We start from the raw sequence: 23,735 nt of genomic DNA, 5'->3' as shown, positions 1-23,735 counted from the left end.
CATCTTGGCTGGACTCTTTTTTAGAAAACTTTAGCAACTTTATACGTTTACATTTTGTTTGATATGCCTATTTTACGTTTTTCTAACAAATCAAACTCAAAATGTTGAAAAAAATAACAATTCTAATCATTGCAATTACTGTCTTGCACTCCTGCAAACAGCAACCCAAAAAAGAAGACTCCCCTAACCTTAGTAAAGATTTTGCAACCCTATTGGACGACTATTACGAAGGTGGGTTAAAGCTAAATCCTTTAAACGCTACCATGGCTGGCGATCATCGTTATGATGATGTGTTTGCAAATCCGCTCTCGGATGAGTTTACCACCAAAGCAAAGGCTCATTTTGAAAACTATAAAAATAAATTAGCTTCTTTTCCAGATGAAAGTCTTACAGAAAGTGAACAGATGAGCAAGGCTATTTTAGCATGGGAATGTGATATAAACCTAGGTGAATTTAATTTCAACGCCAACCTCACCCCAATTGATCAAATGTGGTCTCCTAACCTATTCATGGGGCAATTGGCCAGTGGTTCCAGTGCACAACCTTTTAACACGGTTGAAGATTATCAAAAATGGATGAAAAGGGTAGATGGATATTTAGAATGGATGTCCAGCGCCGAAGAAAGAATGAGAGAAGGGATGACCAAAGGTCATGTACTCCCAAAAACATTGATCAAAAAAGTGCTACCCCAATTACAATCTCTTACCGCTAAGGATTTGGACAAACACCTTTTTTATCAGCCCATAAAAAATTTGCCAGATAGTTTTACTGAAGATGAAAAATCTGCTTTGACCGAAGCATATCAAAATATGGTGAACGACAAAGTGATTCCTGCTTATCAAAAATTACACGATTTCATGAATGATGAGTATTCGCAAGCAGGTCGTGAATCCAGTGGAATTCAAGGAGAACCCAATGGAGATGCTTATTATGTGCATCAAATAAAAAAATATACCACTACCAACATGACCGCTGCAGAAATTCATGATTTGGGCTTGAGTGAAGTAGCCAGAATACGGTCTCAAATGGAAGAGATTAAGGAGCAAGTAGGTTTTGAAGGAGATTTAAAAGCTTTCTTTGATTTTGTCCGTAGTAATAAGGAGCTAATGCCCTATAACGACCCACAAGAGGTAATTGACAACTTCAATGCTATCCATGACCGCATGAAACCACAAATAGAAAAACTATTTGATGTAAAACCTAAAACTCCTTTTGAAGTTCGCCGCACGGAAGCGTTTAGGGAAAAATCTGCAAGTGCAGAATATAATCCAGGCTCATTGGACGGTACACGTCCAGGTATTTTCTATACCCCTATTCCAGAAGTAACAAAATACAATGTGTACTCCGATGAATCTTTGTTTCTGCATGAAGCTATTCCCGGGCATCATTATCAAATATCATTGACGCAGGAAAGTGATGTATTGCCACAGTTTAGAAAAACACTTTGGTATAGCGGATACGGAGAAGGATGGGCACTTTATAGCGAATCTTTGGGAACTGAATTAGGTCTTTATACGGATCCATATCAACTTTTTGGAATGCTTGGAGCCGAAATGCACAGAGCCGTGCGCCTTGTGGTTGATACAGGTCTTCATTCCAAAGGCTGGACGCGTGAGCAAGCCATTCAATATTCGTTGGACAATGAGGCAGAATCCGAGGCAAGTATTGTTTCTGAAATTGAGCGATATATGGCCAACCCTGGACAAGCATTATCGTATAAAATAGGACAGTTAAAAATCATGGAATTGCGCGAAAAAGCCAAAATCGCTTTAGGAGATAATTTTGACGTTCGTCAGTTTCACAATCAAGTTTTAGAAACGGGATGTGTGCCACTGGCATTGCTCGAGGATAAAATAAATAATTGGATCAAAGAAAAAAGTTAGTTGATAAAAAGGGCCGTTTATAGCGGCCCTTTTTAATCTTAACAGGAATAAGTAATAACTTGATTATCTTTGTCTCTACCAACACCTTAGCCCATGCTCTACAAACTATTGGCAAAAATCAACAAAATTATCCTCCCATCGTATTCCAAGAGAAGATTAGACTTATCACAAGCATCCAAACTACAGTTGGCAATTATTGGTTGGCGCTATTTTGTTACTACAAAAGCTTTAGACTAATACTCTAACAACGCCCTTATATCATAACCATTGAGCTTATCTGCACCGTTTAAAAAGGTAAGGTGAATCAAAAAATTACACTGCACCACCTCCCCTCCTAACCTCTCTACTAATTTACAAACGGCATTCGCAGTTCCACCGGTCGCCAAAACATCATCATGCACCAGCACCTTTTCTCCTTTTTGTATGGCATCTGTATGAATTTCAAGCGTATCAGAACCATATTCCAGCTCATAGGATTCTGAAAATGTTTTATAAGGAAGTTTTCCTTTTTTACGTACAGGAACAAAACCTGCATTAAGTTTTGAAGCAATTAGCGGAGCAAAAATAAAACCTCTGCTATCTACGCCCACTACTTTATCAATCCCTTTGTCTCCAATCATGTCACAAAGTGTTTCGCAGGCTTGGACAAGCACTTTTGAATCTTTTAAAAGAGGGGTGATATCCTTAAAAACAACTCCTGGCTTTGGGAAGTCTTCTATATCACGGATGTAGGGTTCAAAATCCATTATTTTAGTTATGAGGTTTTGTCGTAAATTTAAAAAGAAATATATTTGCACCCCAATAAAAAGGCCTCGTGGCGCAACTGAATAGCGCATCTGATTACGGCTCAGAAGGTTACAGGTTTGAATCCTGTCGAGGTCACAATAAATAAAGGAGTTCACGGAGTTTTGCTTTGGAGCTCCTTTTTATTTGCCTAAAATTTGTCTAAAAAATTTAACAATGAGAATGATGGTAGCGGGAAATCGCTTTGGTTTGGTTTTTCAACGAAAAGGTAATTCTAAGAATAAATAAAAACAAGAAATACTCATCCATTTGCTCTTCAAATCAATTTTTCAATTGTTCTTTTGAAGCTTCAGAATTCCTTAGTCCAGGAATCAACTTTTATCTTTTTGATTATCTATAGAGCACCTTCTATTCTATAATGCACGTCTGATAGAGCCTTTAATGCATTGGCTGCCTGCTCTGCAGTAATATCCCGTTGTGGGTTCGCGAACATCTCATAGCCTACCATGAATTTCTTTACAGTTGCCGAACGCAGGAGTGGCGGATAAAACGACATATGGAAATGCCATTCGGGGTAATCCTTTCCGTCTGTGGGCATTTGGTGAATACCCGCTGAATAGGGAAAAGAGACCCCAAAAAGGTTATCATATTTTGTAGTCAACACTTTGATCATTTTCGCAAAGGAAACTTCTTCATCTTTGTTCAATTGACCAATATGTTGATAGTGCTTTTTGGGAACGATCATGGCTTCATATGGCCAAGTGGCCCAAAATGGGACAAGTGCAACAAAGTCCTTGTTTTCCAAAATTATTCGCTCCCTAACTTTCAATTCTTGCTTTAGGTAATCCCCTAAAAGACTGGTATTTTTTGCTTTAAAATAATCTTTCTGCTGTTTGGTTTTTTTTCTTGGTTCTTCCGGAATTGTGGATTGGGCCCATATCTGTCCATGGGGATGAGGGTTACTGCATCCCATGACGTCCCCTTTGTTCTCAAAAATTTGAACATGATCAATCTCCTCCATACCACCCAATTCCTTGTACTCTTTTTTCCACAGTCTTACCACATCTGAAATAGCTTCAACTGTCATTAGGGGAAGAGTAAGGCTATGATCTGGGGAAAAACAAATGACTTTACAGATGCCTTTTTCCGTTTCTGCCTTAAGAAGCCCTTTGCCATAACTTTCTTTTTCTCCATCCATCAAGATGGCACCATAATCATTCTTAAAAGCGAAGGTACTTTTATAGTCCTCATTAATAGAACCGTTAGCTCGAGTATTTGTCGGACACAGGTAGCAATTGGCGTCATATTTTGGGCGTTGGTCAGCGTTAGATTTTTCGGTTTTTCCCTGCCATGGCCTTTTGGTGCGGTGAGGTGAAACCAATATCCACTCACCAGTCAAGATGTTATACCTTCTGTGGGGCTGCTCGGACAACATAGTACTCATAGTTATTTGATTCGTTTTACCCCATCTCCGATTGCTACCGTATATGGACTTAATCGAATATTGAATTTTAAATCATATGCCAAAGCGGCTTCTGTTATGAAAGAATCCATTCTATCCTTATGAACCAGATTAATGGTACATCCACCGAAACCTCCACCCATCATTCTAGAACCTATTACACCTTCATGTTCTTGGGCAAAATCCACTAGAAAATCAAGTTCCTCACAGCTCACCTGATAAAGATTCCTTAGCCCTTCATGTGACTCAAACATTTTTTGTCCGAAGGTCTTAAGATTTTCATTTTCCAAGGCTTCACTGGCAGTAATGGTTCGGGCATTTTCCTGTACCACGTAGAGCAATCTATTAAAAATTTTGGAAGCTAACTTTGATTCAAATTCCTTGACAATATCTTCTGGAACACGTGCCAGTACATCATGCTCTGGGTATTTTTCTTGGATGGCCTTAAGGGCATCATCACACTCTTGTCGCCTCAAATTGTATTCGCTAGTGGCCAAGTTATGCGATACATTGGTGTTTAACAGTACAATGGAATAAGGTTCAATATTAGCTGAGATGTATTCAAAGGATAGGTCGTTGCAATCCAAACGTATGAGCTTTCCTTTTTTGCCCCGCACTACGGCAAATTGATCCATAATCCCACACTTGGTCCCTACAAAATGGTGCTCCGCATCTCTAGAGATGGTGATAACCTCATCATCAGAAAGACCAATTGAGAAAAGTGCATCAAGACCTTTGGCAAAGCCACATTCCAATGCTGCTGAAGAACTTATACCTGAACCGATGGGAAGGTCACTTTCTACGATACAGTCAAATCCTTTGATTTTATTTGGATGTGCTTGTTCTATAAAATGAACCACGCCCAAAAAATAGTTATGCCATTCTTTTTCGCTTACTTCTACTTTGTCCAAGTCAATCTCAAAGTGATTGTCATAATTTTTGGAGTAGCAATTACATTTACGAGTTCCATTTTTTTTAAAATTCAACCGAACTTTTAGATTGATGGCGGCAGGAAGTACTTGACCTCCATTATAATCCAAATGCTCACCAATTAGGTTAATTCTTCCTGGAGACTCTATAATGATATCACTGCTGTGAAAGGTAGTTTTTAAACTCCTTTTATCTGTTACGCCTTCCATGAAAATTTATGTATAAAAATTCGATTGATTTCCAATGTGTTCACTTAGTGTTTTTAGGTTTATTTACTGGAAGTTATTTAAAAGATAAAATATGTGCTTAGTACCATAGCTGTTATAATAATTCCTGCCAAAAGCCCATATTTCCATGGCGTAGTATCGATTTCTTTAGTTACAACTTCTTCCATAATGGTAGTTTTTGGTTTCAACTTACCCATCAATAGCATAAAGCCTACGTTTATAACAAATAAAATTCCCATAATATGCAAGAAATGTGGGTACGCTTCTGCTTTGATAATGCTTAATGCTTTTGAGTCGGTAATACCATTGGCTGCAGCTTCGGCAAGCGCACTATCCACCATAATAGGGCTTATCACAAACTGACTTACTAAATACATAATCACTCCAACGGTTAAAACAAGTTTAGCACCAAGAGCTGGAACTTTTTTGGTATAGATACCTACCACTATTACGGCAAAAATTGGCACACTCAAACTTCCCAACGATTCTTGTATATAAGCAAAAAGTCCGTCTGGAGCCGAGGCTATAAATGGGGCTATGAACAACGAGATGATTGCCAACCCAAGTCCGAACCGTTTTCCAGCCTTTACCGTCTGTTCTTCAGCCGCATTTTTATTGAAAAATTTATAGAGATCAAAACCAAACAAAGTTGCGCTACTGTTCAAAAGACTATTAAAAGAACTCAAAACCGCACCGAACAATACTGCTGCAAAGAAACCTAGTAATGAAGGCGGTAAAACTTTTCTAACCAATTCTGGGTAGGCCAAATCTGCATTTGCAAGGTCTCCTTTAAATACATGCCAAGCAATAACCCCTGGAAGCACAACAATTATCGGAATCAAGAATTTTACCAAAGCTGCTAAAATAACCCCTTTCTGACCCTCGGCCAGACTCTTTGCACCAAATACACGTTGCAGTATGGATTGATTGGTTCCCCAGTAGTACATTTGTGCCAAAATCATTCCCGTAAATACCGTGCCAAACGGTATAGATGCATCAACTTCTCCTTTTATGTTGAACTTCTCGGGATTAGTATCCCAAAGTATATTCAAACCATCCCCAATACTACCGTCACCTATAAGTTTTAAACCAAAATAGGGTATCAAAAATCCCCCTATGAGCAACCCTATCGCATTTATTAAATCAGAAACAGCTACTGCTTTCAATCCGCCAAAAATCGCATAAATAGATCCAATAACACCTATACTCCATACACATATCCATATGGTTGCATTTTGACTGATTCCAAACAAATTAGGTAAATCAAACATGGAACTGAATGCTAAAGACCCGGAATACAAGATTGTTGGCAATAGAACTATGCCATAGGCGAACAAGAAAAGTATGGACAAAATAGCCTTGGTCTGTGTATCGAACCTGTTTTCTATAAATTGAGGAATTGTGGTAATACCACTCTTCATATACTTAGGCAACAGTACAAGCGCCGTTAATATCATTGCGATGGCTGCCAAAGTTTCCCAAGCCATTACCAAAACACCTTCGGTAAAAGCTTGACCGTTAAGTCCAACTATCTGTTCTGCGGAAAGATTGGTGAGCAACAGTGAACCAGCTATGGTAATGGCACCAAGGCTTCTGCCTCCAAGAAAATACCCTTCGGCAGATTTTTCGTTTGTACTTCGTGTCGACCACCATGCGATGATTGCCACTAATAGTGTAAAGCCTACAAAGGATAAAATAGATGACATTCCCATAATCGGTTGTTTATGTTATTCTGTTGATTTCATTTGTGCCAATCCACATTTAGGAATTTTGAATGTGTTCATTCCTTCCTCTAAATAGATCTTTTGCTTTTGCACAAGTATACCTTCACAATTATACAAAGAACAATTATATTCACCTTTACCATTTTTTACAACTATAACAACATCTTCAGAAGGTTTTGCATTTACAACATCCATTTTTTCATGAAGCTCCGTAAGTTCTAAAAATTGGTTTTCAAAGATGCCCAATATTATTTTATTATTTTTTTCCACCTTTTGAACGGGATAATTAGCAAGTGGGGATGTGGGTAAGAATTTACCTGTCAGTAAGATATCCGAATTTTCATTCCAATATTTTGTGTAAAATCGAATCATGTTCAAATGAGACTCTGGCGCTTCGTTTAGCATTACTGAGATTTGAGGCACGCCAAAAATAGTATTTAGATAGTGAAGGGCGGCGTCTTGTACAGCCTCATCAAAATGCCATGTAACCATATCTGAATGGACCGCGGTATCACCACATAACATTTTTATATCCGCAATACGTACTCGATTCATGGTATAATCCCCTGGACAATCAAAAGCACGAAGCATATTGCCATATTTTCGCATGGCTGGCCCAGTATACTTTTGTCTGAACTCTATAAATATTTCTGGATTTACTTTTTTGACTTCAACAATTACTTGTGAGAGCAATGCATCTACGGCCTCATCGATTGATGAAAAGTCACGATTACTGTCAGAACCGAAAGGAGTCTCTTGGTAGCTTCTAAAATCATCGATAAAATCAAGTTTCAATCCATCTAGATTCCAATCTTTCACCGCACTCACATAAATACCAACCAAATAATTTCTGACTTCAGGGTATCTAGGGTCAAAAACGGGCGCCCACCTATGGTTTTCGGTCAAAAATTTGCCTTTGAACTTTTGGTAAGCCTTTGATTTTTTACCGCAAAATGGAACAGAATACCATATTCCCACCTTCATTCCTATATTTTGTATTTCTTGGACCAACTCAGCCATATTGAGAAAACGTTCTGGAAGCCAATCACCTGTATAGTCGTATCCACGATTAGTATCTTTCGTTTGCCAACCATCATCAATAATGATGGATTCAAACCCTAAATCTTTAGCAATTTGACATTCTTTAAACAGTAAATCCTCGTTGAGATTTTGATGAAATTGATACCATGTAGAGTACAAAGGTTTTTTCGCTATTGCTGGTACTGAAGTCGGCTTTAGGTTTTCATAACCCTCCCACCATTTTGAAGTTTCTTTTAAGGCTTGAGAAAAATGAATTTTGCGCTGGTCAATGCGGATATCCGCACTAAAATCCTTAACTGGATATTTGCTTTCAGTAAAAAATATGATTTGACAGTAGAAATGGTTGTCTTCTTCTCGGTATTTTGCAGCCATTTCAACTCTATTTATTGCATTGGAACAAGCAAAACAAAGTACATTTTCATCATTGTTACCGAAAAGAGAAATAACAGGGGCATCAATAGATATTCTTGATTCATGGTTCTCAAGTTCCCAATCGGCCTCTATGCGTTTTGAGAAATCGGCAGTAGGCTTCCACATCCCTTTAACTTTTGTTGCAGGTATTCTCCATTGGAGCGTTAATGGCTCTGGAAAGCTTCCACCATGGTTCTGATATTCAAATCGAAAAATTTGTAAAGCACCTTCATCTGTTATCAGTTCTAAATTGGTTGAACCATTTTTCTCGTTAATATTAAAAATCAGGGAATCTATTTCTTTCTCTGTTGTACTTACAATCATTTCTTCAAAAAATATTAAAACTTTACCGCTAGAATATTTAGTATTAAATTACTGCAGTCAATTAATAGCTGAGAAAAGCCAGATAGATTTTATCTGGCTTTTACACTTTTGAATTTAAACTAACTTAAACTAACTCAAACTATATCGTTAATTACTTTTTAAAACAAATAGCCACCGCGTCTAAACAAAAAAATCAAACAACGAAGTCTTTTTGGAATAAAATACTATGATATAGTATGCTACTGTTCAAAGATAATAAAAAAAATGAGATGTCATCATGTTGATAAATTCCAAAATAGGATTATGTCAATTTATTAGATGAAAATCACAGATTTCAAAAAAGATTAAGGTTTTATACAGAACCTCTATCTATTAAATAGGAAGGAGTAATTTGTTGGGTAATCTCACCGCTTTTTACATGCAACGCAGCTTGAACACCCATTTCGCTGAAGTCAGTTGAGATTGTAGTAATTCCACCAGATATGAATTTTTTAATGATGTGATCATCATGCGACAGAATGCCAACATCTTTCCCTAAAACATACTTTTTATCTGCGCAATCTTTTAGTATATCCCATAAAAAAGAATCATTTGTGGCAAAATACAAATGATCTTTCTTTAAAATAGACAAGTCGTATTTCTTTTCTATAACCCCCTTCACATTATGATCCGATAAGAACTTTTCAAATGCATTTACAACACTATTGGGAAGATCTCCATCTTCATCTACAAATAACACAAACAGCTTGTACTTTCTTATTTTTGGGAGTAACTTTAATAACTTGCTGTACGTTGAATTCCCAAACTCTTGACTGATATAGGAATATTTCTTGCTTGGCTGAACAAACCTATCAACAACGAGCAATTTATCTGGAGAAAAAGACCCTAACAAAGATTTTGCCACTGGATGGGGTATGGGAGCCACTACATAAAAACCATATTTACCCTTAATGTTCATCAATGTATTCTCAAATACAGATAAATTATTGTGATGAAAGAAAACATCAATTTGAAAACGTTCTCCCAATTCTCCACGGAAAGCGTCGTAGAATTCCTTTTGAAAACGCTGAAGTGAATAAAGAAGCAAAGCGATTCTTCTCACCATATTTGTTTCCTTACTAACAATAAAATATCCTTTGGCCTTTTTGGACTCCACAAGTCCTCTGCTCTTTAATTCCTCATAAGCACCAACAATTGTTTTTCTTGCATAACCCAATTCTGCAACCATCTCATTTATTGAAGGTAGTTGATCTTGCCGCTCTAAAACCCCATCGTCAATAGATTCGATAATACCCAGCACTAAATGTTCATGTTTTGTCAAGTCATATTTTTCTTGGTACTTATTTATTACATCAACCACTGTCATACTTCTAACTTTCTAGATGTTGCCCTATTTATCGGAGCAATATAAGATTAACAATATTAAATATCAATTCCAACCCAAAACTGTCTTTCATTAATAACTGTTAATAGAACTCTGCTCCTATCACGGTAAACCCCGTGGACACTTGACAACTTGTTACACACCCATTTTATTTTTCAAATACCTGAAATGACAATAATACAACAAAATGCACCTTATTTTGTTAAATCCGTTATTTTCTAACTCTCATTTTTAAATATTAAAAATTTTGTTTTACATTTGACTAATAGCACACTATATCATAGTTAATCATTTTTTCAAAAAACATACCATCTTTTGAAGAGTTTGAAATTCAGTTATAGTGAGCTGTTGGCTTGTAAGGTGAACCGTTTCACTATTCATTAACTAAACTCAATTAAAATTAATTCAATAACCAATTTTTAAAGATTATGAAGCAAACTTTAACTAAACTTAAGACGACGACGTCAGCCTTTTCTGCACTGTTCGTTCTTCTTATTTTCGGAGTACAGACATCGTTGGCACAAACCACGGTATCTGGAGCTATTGCGGATTCTGATGGTCCTTTACCGGGAGCTAGTATTGTGGTTCAAGGGACTACAACAGGTGCCGTTTCCGATTTTGATGGAAACTATACCATCAATGTCCCGGAAGGTTCCAACACCCTTGTTTTTTCCTATGTAGGCTATGGAGTGCAAGAAATTAATGTTGACGGAAGAACAACGATAAACGTGACGCTGGAACCTGACGCCCAATCCTTAAGTGAAGTGGTGGTTGTAGGTTATGGTACTCAACGAAAGGCTGACCTTACCGGTGCCGTAGGGACTTTGGGTGCTGAACTTATTCAGGACAAACCCATAACAAGTCCAGATCAGGTTTTGGCAGGTACTTTGGCAGGTGTAAATATTACCACTAGAAGTGGTGATCCAGGTGCACCAATAGCAGTTCGTATCAGAGGTGTTGGTACACCTGGCGTGAATGATCCTTTATGGGTAATAGATGGTGTTCCCCTGGTACAGACCACAAACATTACGGTTAATACTTCATCCACCACAGATTCTAATCCATTGGCGGGTCTCAATCCAAACGATATTGAATCAATTGCCGTTCTTAAAGATGCCGCTTCGTCAGCAATTTATGGTGCACGAGCAGCAAATGGGGTTATCATTGTAACTACAAAACGTGGTAAAAGTGGTGACGCAAGAGTTACTTATGATGGATATGCCTCAGTGGCGACTGTTAGAGAGACAATAGATGTTCTTAATGTTGATCAATTTATAGGTATACAAAACCAAGTTGGAAATGATTTCTCTACATTTAATGGGAGACCATTTGTGGATTGGCAAGATGCTGTGTTTCAAGATGGATTCGTTCAAAGCCACAACCTAAGTGTTAGCGGTGGAAGCGATAAGGCAACTTATTTTATTTCAGGATCATATCTAGACAATGAAGGTGTTGAAAGAGCTCAAAGTTTTGAAAGATTTGCTTTTAAGGCTAATTCTGATGTAAAAGTTGGAAAAAGGTTGAAATTTGGAGAGTCGCTTTTAATTAGCCAAACTGACAGGCAGACTCAAAGTGAGGGTTCATTGTTCGCTGGATTCAATTCAGCTTTAAATGCTCCTTATTTTCCAATTTTTGACCCTAATGGTCCGCTAGGGTATGCACAGGAAAGTCCCGCAAACCTGGGAGGCGCTCGAGGTAATAATTTGGTCTTTAGAACTGATAATAGAGCAAACGAAACAACAATCCAAAACAGAAAAGTTCTCGCCAATTTCTATGCAGAACTGGAAATTGCTCCTAGTTTAAAATTAAGACCCTCTTTAGGACTGGATTACAACGTAGGTTCGGGTGAATTTTATCAGGCACCTGTTGATTTTGATGATTCAGGCGCACGTGATGATTTGAGGGTCACATCAAGACCAGTTGAGCTAACTATTACATCTGCGGCTACTTTATCTTATGATAAAACATTTGGAGACCACAATATCAATGCAATATTTGGTTTTGAGCAAACAAAATTCCGCTTCGATAAAGTAAGGATTCAAGGTCGGAATTTGTTCAACCCTAACTTTGCCTCTAGTGGTGCTTCTGTTGCTTCCGCTAATGAGGCCGATATATGGACGTTACAAGGGTTTTTAGGTCGTTTAAGTTACAACTATAAGGGAAAATACTTAATGACCGCGAATGTCAGACGTGATGCCACTTCACGATTTGCCAAGGAAAACAGAGATGACATTTTTCCATCAATTTCTGCGGGGTGGAGAATCTCACAAGAAGATTTCTTCAACAAGGACGGTATTGTGGATGATTTAAAAGTAAGAGTTGGATGGGGTCAATCAGGTAATCAGTTTACCGGTTTAAACTTCGCTTTCCTAAGTGCATTGAACAACAATATTTTCTATGTACTTGGCGATGGACAAGTTGCTGTACAAGGTGCTGCTCCAACCACATTTGCCAATGCTGACCTTAAATGGGAAACAAGTACACAATTGGATATCGGTCTTGATTTTAGTCTTATGAAAGGTAAATTAACAGGTGTTTTTGATTACTACAAGAAAACAACAGAAGATGTATTGTTGGGTTTACCAATCCCAGAAGCATCCGGATTCTTTTTACCTGCCGAAGCAAATGTGGGTGAAATTGAAAATTCAGGTATTGAACTATCCTTTAACTGGGCTGATAAAATTGGTGATTTTGAGTATGGTATCGGCGCCAATTTAACCACTGTCAAAAATGAAGTTACAAATCTTGGACAGATTCCTGAGATTATTTCAGGCATCGGTGGTGCCCAGACACATAGAACTTCTGTTGGTGAAAGTTTAGGACATTTTTATGGATATAAAACCGATGGTCTTTATCAAAACACAGCTGAAGCGGATGCTGCTTTACCAGATGCATTTTCTTCAGGAGCAGAACCAGGTGACATTCGCTTTGTCGATGTGAATGATGATGGCACTATCGATGCTCAGGACAGAACTTTCTTAGGAAGTCCTTTCCCAGGATTTTTCTATGGGTTTACCATGAATGCTGCCTATAAAGGATGGGACTTTTCAGCTGTACTAAGAGGTGTAGGTGACAGACAGATTTTCAATGCAGCAAGACAGTCATTGGAAAATCCAAAAACTTCCAATGATAACAATTTTAGCACAGCAGTGTTAAATTTTTGGAACGGAGAAGGGAGTACCAATTCAAGTTCACAGCCTAGAATTTCAGGAGCTGATCCAAATGATAACGACAGGTTCTCTGACCGATGGGTTGAAGATGCAGGATATCTACGTATCCAAAATATCCAAGTGGGTTATAGTCTTCCATCAGAAAAATTAACTAGTTGGACCAACGACTTTGTATCAAGAATGCGCGTCTATCTTGGCGTTCAAAACTTGGCTACATTTACTAATTACAGTGGTTATGATCCTGAAGTTGGTAGAGCTCAAAGTTTCCAAAAAGGTGATTTCACCTTAGCAACTGGACAAGATGGTGGTCAATCACCATTGCCAAGAATTGTTCAACTGGGATTATCAGTAACCCTAAATTAAATTTAAAAAATTGTAGATTATGAAAAATACAAAAATTTACTTTTTCATTGTTTGCATGATGTTTTTGCACTCATGCAACGATGAATTGGATTTAGTGCCTTTGGATCGTGTCACAGCTTCGACATTTTATAACACAAGGGGAGACTTTGACAGTGCAATTTTTGCATCGTATTCCTCCATTCAAGACTTTTGGGGAACAAGTACGGAAACACTTAGTGAAGATGGTGAATATTGGAAAATCACAGTAATAATTTCAGATGATGCCGAGCAGAATGGAAGTACATCCCCTGACTCCAGAACAATAGATGCGGATAACCTGCAGATTAGGGCATCCGACCTTGCATATCAGGCAATTTTCACTCAATTGTATGAGGGAATCGCCAGGGCCAATATTGTTTTGGGCAATCTTGATGGTGATAATGAATTAAGTGCTGAAGACAAAACAGTTTTAGATGCAGAGGCCAAATTCCTGAGAGCGTGGTTCCATTTTCAAGCTTTAAAACTGTTTGGAACTCCTCCATTGGTAACCGAAGTATTAAGTGACATTAATAATCTAGTACAACCTAATGCTACCCAAGATGCTCTATATACTGCAATATTAGCAGATTTGGCAGCTGCGGCAAGTGGACTGCCTGAAAGTTGGGATAGTAATAATACAGGAAGAGCTACATCTTGGACAGCTAGGTCTTATATTGGTAAGGTAAATGTATTTAAGGAAGATTGGCCAACGGCAATTACGGCTTTGGCAGAAGTTGTCAACAGTGGACCCTATTCATTAGTGACCAGCGATGATCCTGAGGTGAGCGATTATGAAGCAGTATTTTCATTTGAGAATGAGAATAATTCAGAATCCATTTTTGAGATACAATTTGGAGGTCCACGTTCAGATGACAATATCTGGGTTTTTGACGATACTCACTCTGAGAATTTCAAAGCCTCTCAAGGTATAGCCAGAGGTTACTATTGGGATGCTCCGGGAGATGTTGGAGCACCAGGAGGCAACCGTGGATGGTTTGTCCCCACCGAAGATTTGGTAAATGCCTTTGAAGCTGGTGATACTCGATTGGCGGCTACAGTATTTGCCGATGGGGAAGATTACATAACCTTTAACAGGGCTGGTGCGGTAGATGAACCCTATGACCCTGCATGGTCATCCTCCGGTTTTACTGGAAAAAAGCTTAGGGGTCCTTCAAATGCAGATAGTTCCAATCATTCTCCCAATGGTATTGCAGATTTTAACAATGAGCGTTGGTTCAGGTTCGCTGAGTTGAAACTACTGTATGCAGAAGCACTTATAAGGGGTAGTGGCGATGCCGCAATTGCTGAACAGCAAATCAATGATATCAGAAATCGTGCTGGACTAGCGGATTTGGCTGGTGGATCTGATTTGTTAGCGGCTATGATGCAAGAAAAGCGAGTAGAAATGGCATTGGAGCCACACAGATGGTTTGATATAGTCCGATGGGATTTAGGCCCTTCCATATTTGGTGATTCTTGGGACCCTAAGTTTGAGGTATTCCCATTTCCTCAATCTGAAGTTGATAGAGCTGGAGGAGCTTTGAATCAAAACCTAGGTTATTAAAAATGTAAGTTTAAATAAGTTGTTTATTTATCATAGATAATGATAATAGTTAAGTTAGTTTAATTTAAGTAAGAAATCCAATCCTTTTACGGGTTGGATTTCTTACTTTGAATAGTATTTTTTTATTTTATTATATGCTAACAAATCACTGCTCCAACAAAATTAAAATTTTGATAATCGGCCTTAGCGTGCTATGGTTTATTAATTCATGTCAAAAAACTACTCATCCCTTGTTTATAAAGCTTGATCAATCAAAAACGGGCGTTGATTTTAACAACGTAATTGATATTGATGGGGAGTTGGTCGTGCTTGATTTTGAGTATATGTACAATGGTGCTGGTGTAGCAGTTGCAGATTTTGATCAAGATGGAAAGCAAGATATTTACTTTACCGGTAATATGGTAAGTAATAGGATATATTTAAATCAGGGAAATTTTGAATTCAAGGATGTAACAAGGGACGCTAATATGTTAACTTCAGGATGGTCTAATGGTGTCGCCATTGTTGATATTAATCAGGACGGATATCCCGACGTCTATGTAAGTCGCGGAGGGCCCAGAAACTCAAATGCGCAGGACAATGCGAATCTATTGTTCATTAACAATGGGGTTAAAAATGGAAAAATGTCTTTTATAGAAAAGGCAGTGGATTATGGACTCGCTGACCAAAGCTATTCTATACAATCCAATTTTTTGGATTATGATGGAGATGGTGATTTAGATATGTACCTATTGAACAATGCCCTTGTTGACTATAACAGAAACACCGCTAGGCCCAAGAATCTTATTGGTCAAGCGCCTTCTCAGGACAAGCTGTATAGAAATAATGGGGATAACTCATTTACTGATGTATCTAATGAGGCAAACATACTTGTTGAAGGTTTTGGATTAGGCGTGTCATCTTGCGATATCAATATGGATGGATTACCTGATCTTTACATTTCCAACGATTTTCTGACAGATGACATCCTATATATCAATCAAGGCGATGGCACCTTTCAGAATGAAATTAAATCTTATATGCAACATTTAACGTTCAATGGCATGGGCAATGATATTTCGGATGTCAACAACGATGGTTTTATGGATGTTGTGGTATTGGATATGCTACCGCCTGACAACAGACGATGGAAGTTGACAATGATGGGCAACAATTACGATTCTTTCAAGAACAGGACAACATTTGATTATCATCCGCAATACATCCGAAATACACTACAGTTGAACAATGGTAACGGCACTTATAGTGAAGTTGGTCAAATGGCGGGAATTGAAGCTACAGATTGGAGTTGGAGTGCACTTTTTGGAGATTATGATCATGATGGTCAAAAAGACCTTTTTATTACCAATGGATATCGACAGGATATCACCAACCAAGATTTTATGGTCTATGGCAGTAATATTTTAACAATGGGAACAGAGGAGGCCAATAAGAAACAACGCATGGAAGAACTTAACAAACTTCCGGGAATTAAGCTTACTAACTACTTGTACAAAAATACAGATGGTTACAATTTTGAAGACATTTCAAACGAAAATGGATTTACCGAACCTACGTATTCCAATGGGGCCGCTTATGCCGATTTTGATAATGACGGTGATTTGGACTTAATCATAAACAATATAGATGATCCCGCAGGGATTTTTAAGAATACTATTGATGGTACAAAAAGGTATCTAAAGTTTAATTTTGAGGGAATAGCTCCAAATTTGGATGGTATTGGAACAGAGATAACACTCTACTACGAAGATCAATTGCAAAAACAGTATTTTACTCCTTATCGGGGGTATTTATCATCAATGGAACCCTCCTTGCATTTTGGGTTAGGGGATATACAAAAAGTTGATAGCGTTAAAGTGGTTTGGCCAAATAAAAAGGTGCAGGTTCTAAAAAATGTTTTAACTAAACAAATTATCACTTTACAACAGATTGATGCAGAATACCCGGAGTCAAAAGTCATATCAAATATAAAAGACCCCCTTTTCCATTCAACCGGCAAAACAACGATCGAGTTTTTACATTCTGAAGATGATTTTGTTGACTTCAAAATCCAACCTCTATTGCCTCATATGCATTCTAAAAATGGGCCTGGAATGGCAGTTGGGGATGCGAATGGTGATGGTCTTGAAGATGTTTTTATCGCTGGGGCAACTGGTCAATCAGGGGTGCTAAAAACACAGAATACGGATGGCAAATCTTTCTCGGAAACCGTTTTTCAAGACATAACTTCAGAAGATATGGGTGCCCTGTTCTTTGATGCGGATTCCGATGGTGATCAAGACTTATATGTAATAAGTGGCGGATCGTCTGCCGTTAAAAATAGTACTGCGTATCAAGACCGCATCTATGAAAATGATGGTGCAGGAACGTATTCAAAAATTGATGCTTTACCTGAATCTTTAGTGAGCGGATCTGTTGTAACCGGAGCCGATTATGATAAAGATGGAGATATAGATCTTTTTGTTGGAGGAAGGGTGAAACCAGGAGAATATCCGCTATCACCAAAAAGTTCCTTGCTAAAAAATAATAGTTCCACAAGGAATATCAAATTCAATGAAGACCAATCCTTTTCAAAAAATTCAGGAGAATTAGGAATGGTCACCGCTGCGCTATGGACTGATTTTGACAATGATTCTTGGGTGGATTTAATCGTTGTGGGTGAATTCATGCCCATTCGATTCTTCAAAAATAATGAAGGTAACCTTCAAGAAATCACGGAACAAATTGCATTAAAAGGAACCAGTGGTTGGTGGAACAGTATTGCTTCAGGAGATTTTGATAATGATGGAGACAGCGACTATATTTTGGGCAATCTCGGACTTAATAGTCGTTTTAAGGCTAGTCTTGAAGAACCACTTTGCATATATGCCAAAGATTATGATAAAAATGGATTGATTGATCCGGTTATGTGCCATTATATAGATGGTGAAAACCAGATAGCACATTCCAGAAGTGACTTGATCGACCAGATAAATGCAATGCGTGTGCGTTTCAGAACTTTTTCGAATTATGCAGATTCGTCTTTCGAAGAGTCTTTTTTAAAGGATGAACTTAAGGACGCTCTTGTGGTTAAAAGCGAAATGTTTGAACATATTTATATTGAAAACCTTGGAAACAGCAAATTTAAACTGTCATATCTTCCCAAAGAATGCCAAATTGCTCCTATGTACAGTCAATTGGTTGGGGATTTCAATGAGGATGGAAACCTTGACTTTGTTGCCGTTGGGAATTTCTATAGTGGCGAAGTGTTCGGTGGAAATTATGACGCATCCATTGGTTGGTTCATGGCAGGCGATGGCAAAGGAGATTTTGAAGCAATAAATGTGGCTCAAAGCGGTTTTTTTGTAAGAGGAGATGCTAAAAGTCAGGTGAATCTTTTCACCACTGATTCAGAGTTGATACTATCCGGAATCAATAATGACAGGTTGAAAGTTCATTCAAGAAAGCTAGGCGATGAATTCATATACCACCCCAATCCGCAAGACGCTTCACTCATGATTCATTTTGAAGATGGTTCCATACAAAAAAGAGAACTGTATTATGGCTCAGGTTATTTATCGCAAGGAAGTCGTAAGCAACTAATACCAAAAGATGCCGAATATATTGTTGTAAAGAACTTTGAAGGAGTTGAAACAAAAATTGATGTAAGAGAATGAAAAAGAATGTCATACTTGTTTTTATCTATTATGTGCTTGCATTTATCGTTTCTTGCAAAAAAACCGATAATTCAAAATTCCATTTGTTGAGTCCATCAGAATCGGGCATTGACTTCAACAATAAAATAGTTGAAAATGACAGTATCAATGTGTTCAACTTCATGAACATTTATACGGGTGCGGGTACCGCTGTTGGCGATATTAATAATGATGGATTGGTAGACGTTTATTTTAGCGGCAATATGGTTTCAGGTAGACTTTATCTCAATAAAGGAAACATGAAATTTGAGGATGTCACTGAAAAATCTGGACTGATCAACAATCGTTGGGGTACTGGTGCTGCCATGGTCGATATTAATCAGGACGGATTTTTAGACATCTATATATGCGTATCCGGCAGCGCCCAATTAGCAGAACGAGCCAACATGCTTTACATCAATAACGGTGACAACACCTTTACTGAAAAAGCCGCTGAATATGGTTTAGATGATAAGCGTCAATCCATGCATGCAGCCTTTTTTGACTATGATAAGGATAATGACCTAGACATGTATCTTTTGGTAAATCCGGCTGCATATGAATACAACGTAAATGTCAGTAATCCAAGAAAATTGGATGGCTCATCTGTAAGCAATGATCGCTTGTACAGAAATGATGGCAATGGAAAGTTTACAGATGTTTCGCTAGAATCGGGGATTCTTGTGGAAGGATATGGATTGGGTTTGGGCATATCTGATATAAATAACGACTCATGGCCAGACATATACATTTCCAATGATTTTGTGGGCAACGATATCTTGTATATAAACCAAGGTGATGGAACCTTTAAGGACGAATTGGATATGTATCTAAAACATACCTCTTATGCGGGAATGGGTAACGATATCTCAGATATTGATAACAATGGTAGACCCGACATAATGGTGTTGGATATGCATCCTGAAGATAACCTGCGACAAAAATTGATTATTTCCTCTACTGGATTTGACCGGTTCAACCTAATGCTAGATGCTGGTTATTCCCCACAATACACCAGAAATACGCTCCAATTGAATCAAGGTGAGGGCAGGTTCAGTGAAATTGGCTATTTGGCCGGAGTGAGCTGCACAGACTGGAGCTGGAGTGCGCTCTTGGCAGATTATGACAATGATGGCTATAAGGATCTATACATCACCAATGGATTTTTACGGGATTTAGGGAATTTGGATTACATCCACTATCAAAATAGGAGCAATAGTCCTATGGGCGATAAGGAAACGAAAATCAGGGAAAAATTAAAATCAATTCATGATTTGCCCCGAGCCGAAATCGTCAACTACGTATTTAAAAATAATGGTGACACCACATTTGAAAATACCTCCGAGGGTTGGGGCATAAAGGATAAAAGCTGTTCAAATGGTGCTGCTTTTGCCGATTTGGACAATGATGGAGACTTGGATTTGGTGGTCAACAACGTAAACCAAAATGCTTTTGTTTATGAAAATACCAGTAAAAAAGAAGGTGGTAATTTTCTACAAATAGAATTAAAAGGGAATAAAGGAAATCTTGAAGGTATTGGTTCTCGAATTAAGGTTGACTCGGAAAACAATACCCAATACCATCAACATTACTTAAGCAGGGGTTATGAATCCAGCGTTGATCCAACCGTTCATTTTGGTTTGGGCAAAGACACAATTATTACGAACATAGAAGTTTGGTGGCCAGATAATTCTTATCAAAAAATATCGGGCGTAAAATCAAATCAAAAACTTACGCTAAGGCAATCAGAAGCCAAAAAAAATGAAACTGACAATGAGGTTTCCCCTATTGAAACAAAGCAATGGTTTACAGAAATCACGGATTCCCTTGGCATTGATTATTTTCAAAAAGAAGATCCCATTGTGGACTTTCGTATTCAACCTACTTTACCGCATATGCATTCCCGTGGAGGGCCCGGTATAGCGATTGGTGATATTGATTCCAACGGAATGGAGGATTTTTATGTGGGAGGGTCAGCAGGATCAACCGGACAAATATATTTGCAAAAAGAAGACGGTTTCAAGAACACCTTTGTAGGCTACGAAGAACGTTTAAGGGAAGATATGGGCATGCTATTTTTTGATGCTAATGGAGATGGTCATCAAGATTTATATGTTGTTAGCGGTGGGATTCCTACTTCCTACAAAGACGATGTGTATCATGATAGATTGTACGAAAACGATGGAAAGGGAAACTTTTCATTGACCAATGCGTTACCCGTTGTTGATGTTAGCGGGTCATGTGTTACCGCATCTGATTTTGACAAAGATGGGGATTTGGACCTATTCGTAGGAGGCAGGGTTGACCCAGGCAGTTACCCCATGCCGGCAACTAGTCAGTTATATGAAAACATATCAACCGGAGGCGAACCTAAATTCCGGGAAATAGGGGAAAGCATTCAACATTGGGAAAAATTGACCATGGTCACTTCCGCTATTTGGTCCGATTATGATAATGACGGATGGTCTGACTTGATTGTCGTAGGTGAATTCATGTCCATTACCCTTTTTCATAATGATAAGGGGAAGTTGAGACTCGTGGAAAACCCAATTGGACTTGAAAAATCAGAAGGCTGGTGGAATAGTATTTCAAATGGTGATTTTGATAACGATGGAGATATGGATTATATCGTTGGAAATTTGGGCTTGAATACCAAATACAAAGCTTCAAAAGATGAGCCATTATGCATCTATGCCAAAGATTACGACAAGGACGGTAGAGTTGACCCAATTATATGCTATTACAATGACGGTGAAAATTATATTTCCCATACCCGAGATAAACTAATCGAGCAAATCAATGCTATGAGAGGGCGTTTCCAGACCTATCAGTCTTATGCGGAAAAAACCTTTGAAGAGTCTTTCTTGCCAGAAGAATTGGAAGATGCCTATATAGTAAAAAGTCATGTATTTGAAAGCTCTTATGTGGAGAATTTGAGTAATGGGAAATTTCAAATCACGGCACTGCCATTAACTGCACAGGTGGCCCCGACAGAGGGAACTATAGTAGAAGATTTTGACCAAGATGGAAATTTAGATCTCTTATTGACAGGAAACTCATATGTGACCGAAGTCTCAAATGGCCGATATGATGCCCAATACGGGACACTCCTAAAGGGAAATGGTGATGGAACATTTGAGTATCTTGAATTAGCAGAAAGTGGACTTGTAAACAATTATGATTCAAGCGGGTTTGCACAGCTGAAGAACAAGAATGGTACGTCTTTCATTATCATTGGAAACAACAGTGGACCACTAAAAGTGTTTGAATCCCAATTCAAGGATACGAAATTGAAATTTCTTGATGTAGAGGATGATAGTATGCATGCGCTCATCACTTTTACAAATGGGAAAAAACAAAAGCTGGAATTTCAATATGGGTCAGGTTACCTATCGCAACATTCAAGAAGGTTATCCATAACCCATAACATAAAACAAATAGACGTAACTAACTTTAAGGGCAACACAAAAACAGTTTATGAAAATGATTAAGTCATATATTATAATGGGTATAGTGACTGCATCACTAATAATCTCTTGTGGTGAAACGCATAACCCAGAGGAATTGGAAGCCTATTTTGAAAATAGTATTACCACATACAATCGAAAACTCACCGATGTAATCGTAGCGGATATTTTTACACCTCCCGTAGCAAGCAGAATTTATGCCTATTCAAATATTGCGGCATACGAGGGCATTCGCTTTAGGGATTCCACAAAAATTTCTCTTGGAGGCCAGTTGAATGATTTAACCCTTACTACCAGACCAGATGCTAACAAAGAATACTACTATCCTTTAACTTCAATGGTCGCTTTTCTTAACGTGGCCAAAGTGTTGGTTTTTGATATAGAAAGAATAGATAATTTACGCCATGACCTTTTAAAGGATGTTCAAGAAATAGGTATTGATAAGGAAATTTATGAAAATTCCATATCGTTAGGAGATGCCATTTCCTCAGAAATCATTGAACGATCAAGCACAGATGGGTATTTACGTCGTACTGCCCTACCCCGTTTTAGTGTAAATAAAGACCCAGGGCGCTGGAAACCGACACCACCTGACTATATGGAAGCCATAGAACCACATTGGAATACTATCAAACCCTTTGTTTTGGATTCCGCAGGTCAGTTCGACCCCGGTTTGCCAACAAATTTTGAGATTTCTGACAACTCACAGTTTTACAAAGAAGCCCAAGAAGTGTACGAAACTGTAAAAAATGTAGATGCAACTCAATTAGAAATAGCAAAATTCTGGGACTGCAACCCAAATATTTCAACTACCAAAGGTCATGTGATGTACTTTCAACAGCAAATTTCACCCGGTGGGCACTGGGTTCACATCACCGCTCAAGTGCTGGACGAGAAAGAAACAAACGCAGTTGACGCTGCGGCAACGCTAGCTCAAGTGAGTGTTGCCATAGCGGATGCCTTTATCAGTTGCTGGGACCAAAAATATAAAAGTAGCCTTACTCGCCCTGAAACCTTTATCAATGAGCATATTGACCTCGATTGGGCACCAATCCTACAGACACCAGCATTTCCAGAACATACCTCTGGGCATAGTGTAGCCTCTTCAGCTGCAGCAACAGTATTGACCCATATTTTTGGAGACAATTACGCTTTTGCTGATGAAACGGAGGTACCATATGGACTTCCTGTTCGTAGCTATAAATCTTTTAACCATGCAGCCAAAGAGGCGGCAATAAGCAGACTTTATGGCGGAATCCATTATCGCCCAGCTATAGAATTGGGCGTAAAGCAAGGTAAAGCCGTGGGTGAATATGTTATTGAACAAATAGATTTGGACTGATATGTAA

Annotated in this window: 13 protein-coding genes and 1 tRNA gene; 8 read left to right on the top strand and 6 right to left on the bottom strand. The window is 38.3% G+C overall.

The window, feature by feature from the left end:
- Nucleotides 1-101: 101 nt before the first annotated feature.
- On the top strand, nucleotides 102-1,883 hold the full coding sequence (locus SJY44_RS07990; RefSeq protein ID WP_396591962.1) for a DUF885 domain-containing protein: 1,782 nt from the start codon (nucleotides 102-104) through the stop codon (nucleotides 1,881-1,883).
- 93 nt (nucleotides 1,884-1,976) lie between these two features.
- Nucleotides 1,977-2,120 (top strand): SsrA-binding protein, encoded by a 144-nt coding sequence (locus tag SJY44_RS07985; protein WP_298928462.1) that lies wholly within the window; start codon nucleotides 1,977-1,979, stop codon nucleotides 2,118-2,120.
- Here the strand turns inward: SJY44_RS07985 and SJY44_RS07980 are convergent.
- A complete protein-coding gene (locus SJY44_RS07980; protein ID WP_298928464.1) occupies nucleotides 2,117-2,629 on the bottom strand; it encodes an adenine phosphoribosyltransferase in 513 nt (170 codons plus the stop codon). The two genes, SJY44_RS07985 and SJY44_RS07980, sit on opposite strands and share 4 nt — an antisense overlap.
- 62 nt (nucleotides 2,630-2,691) lie before the next feature.
- Between SJY44_RS07980 and SJY44_RS07975 the strand changes: the two genes are divergently transcribed.
- Nucleotides 2,692-2,765: transfer RNA gene (locus SJY44_RS07975), tRNA-Arg, on the top strand.
- Between the two features lie 256 nt (nucleotides 2,766-3,021).
- Here the strand turns inward: SJY44_RS07975 and SJY44_RS07970 are convergent.
- From SJY44_RS07970 to SJY44_RS07950, 5 genes are all read right to left on the bottom strand, one after another.
- Nucleotides 3,022-4,071: a UDP-glucose--hexose-1-phosphate uridylyltransferase gene (locus SJY44_RS07970; protein ID WP_396591961.1), complete on the bottom strand. Its 1,050-nt coding sequence runs from the start codon at nucleotides 4,069-4,071 to the stop codon at nucleotides 3,022-3,024.
- A gap of 2 nt (nucleotides 4,072-4,073) precedes the next feature.
- On the bottom strand, nucleotides 4,074-5,228 hold the full coding sequence (galK, locus tag SJY44_RS07965; protein ID WP_396591960.1) for a galactokinase: 1,155 nt from the start codon (nucleotides 5,226-5,228) through the stop codon (nucleotides 4,074-4,076).
- A 77-nt stretch (nucleotides 5,229-5,305) separates the two neighbouring features.
- Nucleotides 5,306-6,952, bottom strand: coding sequence for a solute:sodium symporter family transporter (locus SJY44_RS07960; protein WP_396591959.1), 1,647 nt, complete (start codon nucleotides 6,950-6,952; stop codon nucleotides 5,306-5,308).
- Nucleotides 6,953-6,973: 21 nt separating this feature from the next.
- A complete protein-coding gene (locus tag SJY44_RS07955) occupies nucleotides 6,974-8,746 on the bottom strand; it encodes a glycoside hydrolase family 36 protein (RefSeq protein ID WP_396591958.1) in 1,773 nt (590 codons plus the stop codon).
- Between the two features lie 352 nt (nucleotides 8,747-9,098).
- Nucleotides 9,099-10,112 (bottom strand): GntR family transcriptional regulator, encoded by a 1,014-nt coding sequence (locus tag SJY44_RS07950; RefSeq protein WP_298928479.1) that lies wholly within the window; start codon nucleotides 10,110-10,112, stop codon nucleotides 9,099-9,101.
- Nucleotides 10,113-10,558: 446 nt separating this feature from the next.
- Here SJY44_RS07950 and SJY44_RS07945 point away from each other — a divergent pair, with 446 nt between their 5' ends.
- The 5 genes from SJY44_RS07945 to SJY44_RS07925 all read left to right on the top strand — a co-directional run bounded on the left by SJY44_RS07945 (nucleotide 10,559) and on the right by SJY44_RS07925 (nucleotide 23,728).
- Nucleotides 10,559-13,663, top strand: coding sequence for a SusC/RagA family TonB-linked outer membrane protein (locus SJY44_RS07945; RefSeq protein WP_396591957.1), 3,105 nt, complete (start codon nucleotides 10,559-10,561; stop codon nucleotides 13,661-13,663).
- 19 nt (nucleotides 13,664-13,682) lie between these two features.
- The gene (locus SJY44_RS07940) at nucleotides 13,683-15,245 is read left to right on the top strand and encodes a RagB/SusD family nutrient uptake outer membrane protein (protein ID WP_396591956.1); all 1,563 of its coding nucleotides are present in this window, start codon (nucleotides 13,683-13,685) and stop codon (nucleotides 15,243-15,245) included.
- A 230-nt stretch (nucleotides 15,246-15,475) separates the two neighbouring features.
- Complete coding sequence (locus SJY44_RS07935) at nucleotides 15,476-18,901, top strand: VCBS repeat-containing protein (RefSeq protein ID WP_396591955.1); 3,426 nt, start codon at nucleotides 15,476-15,478, stop codon at nucleotides 18,899-18,901.
- Nucleotides 18,898-22,410, top strand: coding sequence for a VCBS repeat-containing protein (locus SJY44_RS07930; protein ID WP_396591954.1), 3,513 nt, complete (start codon nucleotides 18,898-18,900; stop codon nucleotides 22,408-22,410). Before SJY44_RS07935 ends, SJY44_RS07930 begins: the two co-directional genes overlap by 4 nt.
- Nucleotides 22,403-23,728 carry a vanadium-dependent haloperoxidase gene (locus SJY44_RS07925; protein ID WP_396591953.1) on the top strand — a complete coding sequence of 442 codons (1,326 nt, stop codon included), beginning with the start codon at nucleotides 22,403-22,405 and terminating at the stop codon, nucleotides 23,726-23,728. The genes SJY44_RS07930 and SJY44_RS07925 overlap by 8 nt, the downstream gene beginning before the upstream one ends.
- The last annotated feature ends 7 nt before the right edge of the window (nucleotides 23,729-23,735 follow it).

It is taken from the genome of Allomuricauda sp. R78024, from assembly GCF_044596045.1.
Taxonomy (GTDB): domain Bacteria; phylum Bacteroidota; class Bacteroidia; order Flavobacteriales; family Flavobacteriaceae; genus Flagellimonas.
The sequence above is the reverse complement of the archived record's forward strand: the minus strand, read 5'-3'. Positions and strand labels throughout refer to the sequence as shown.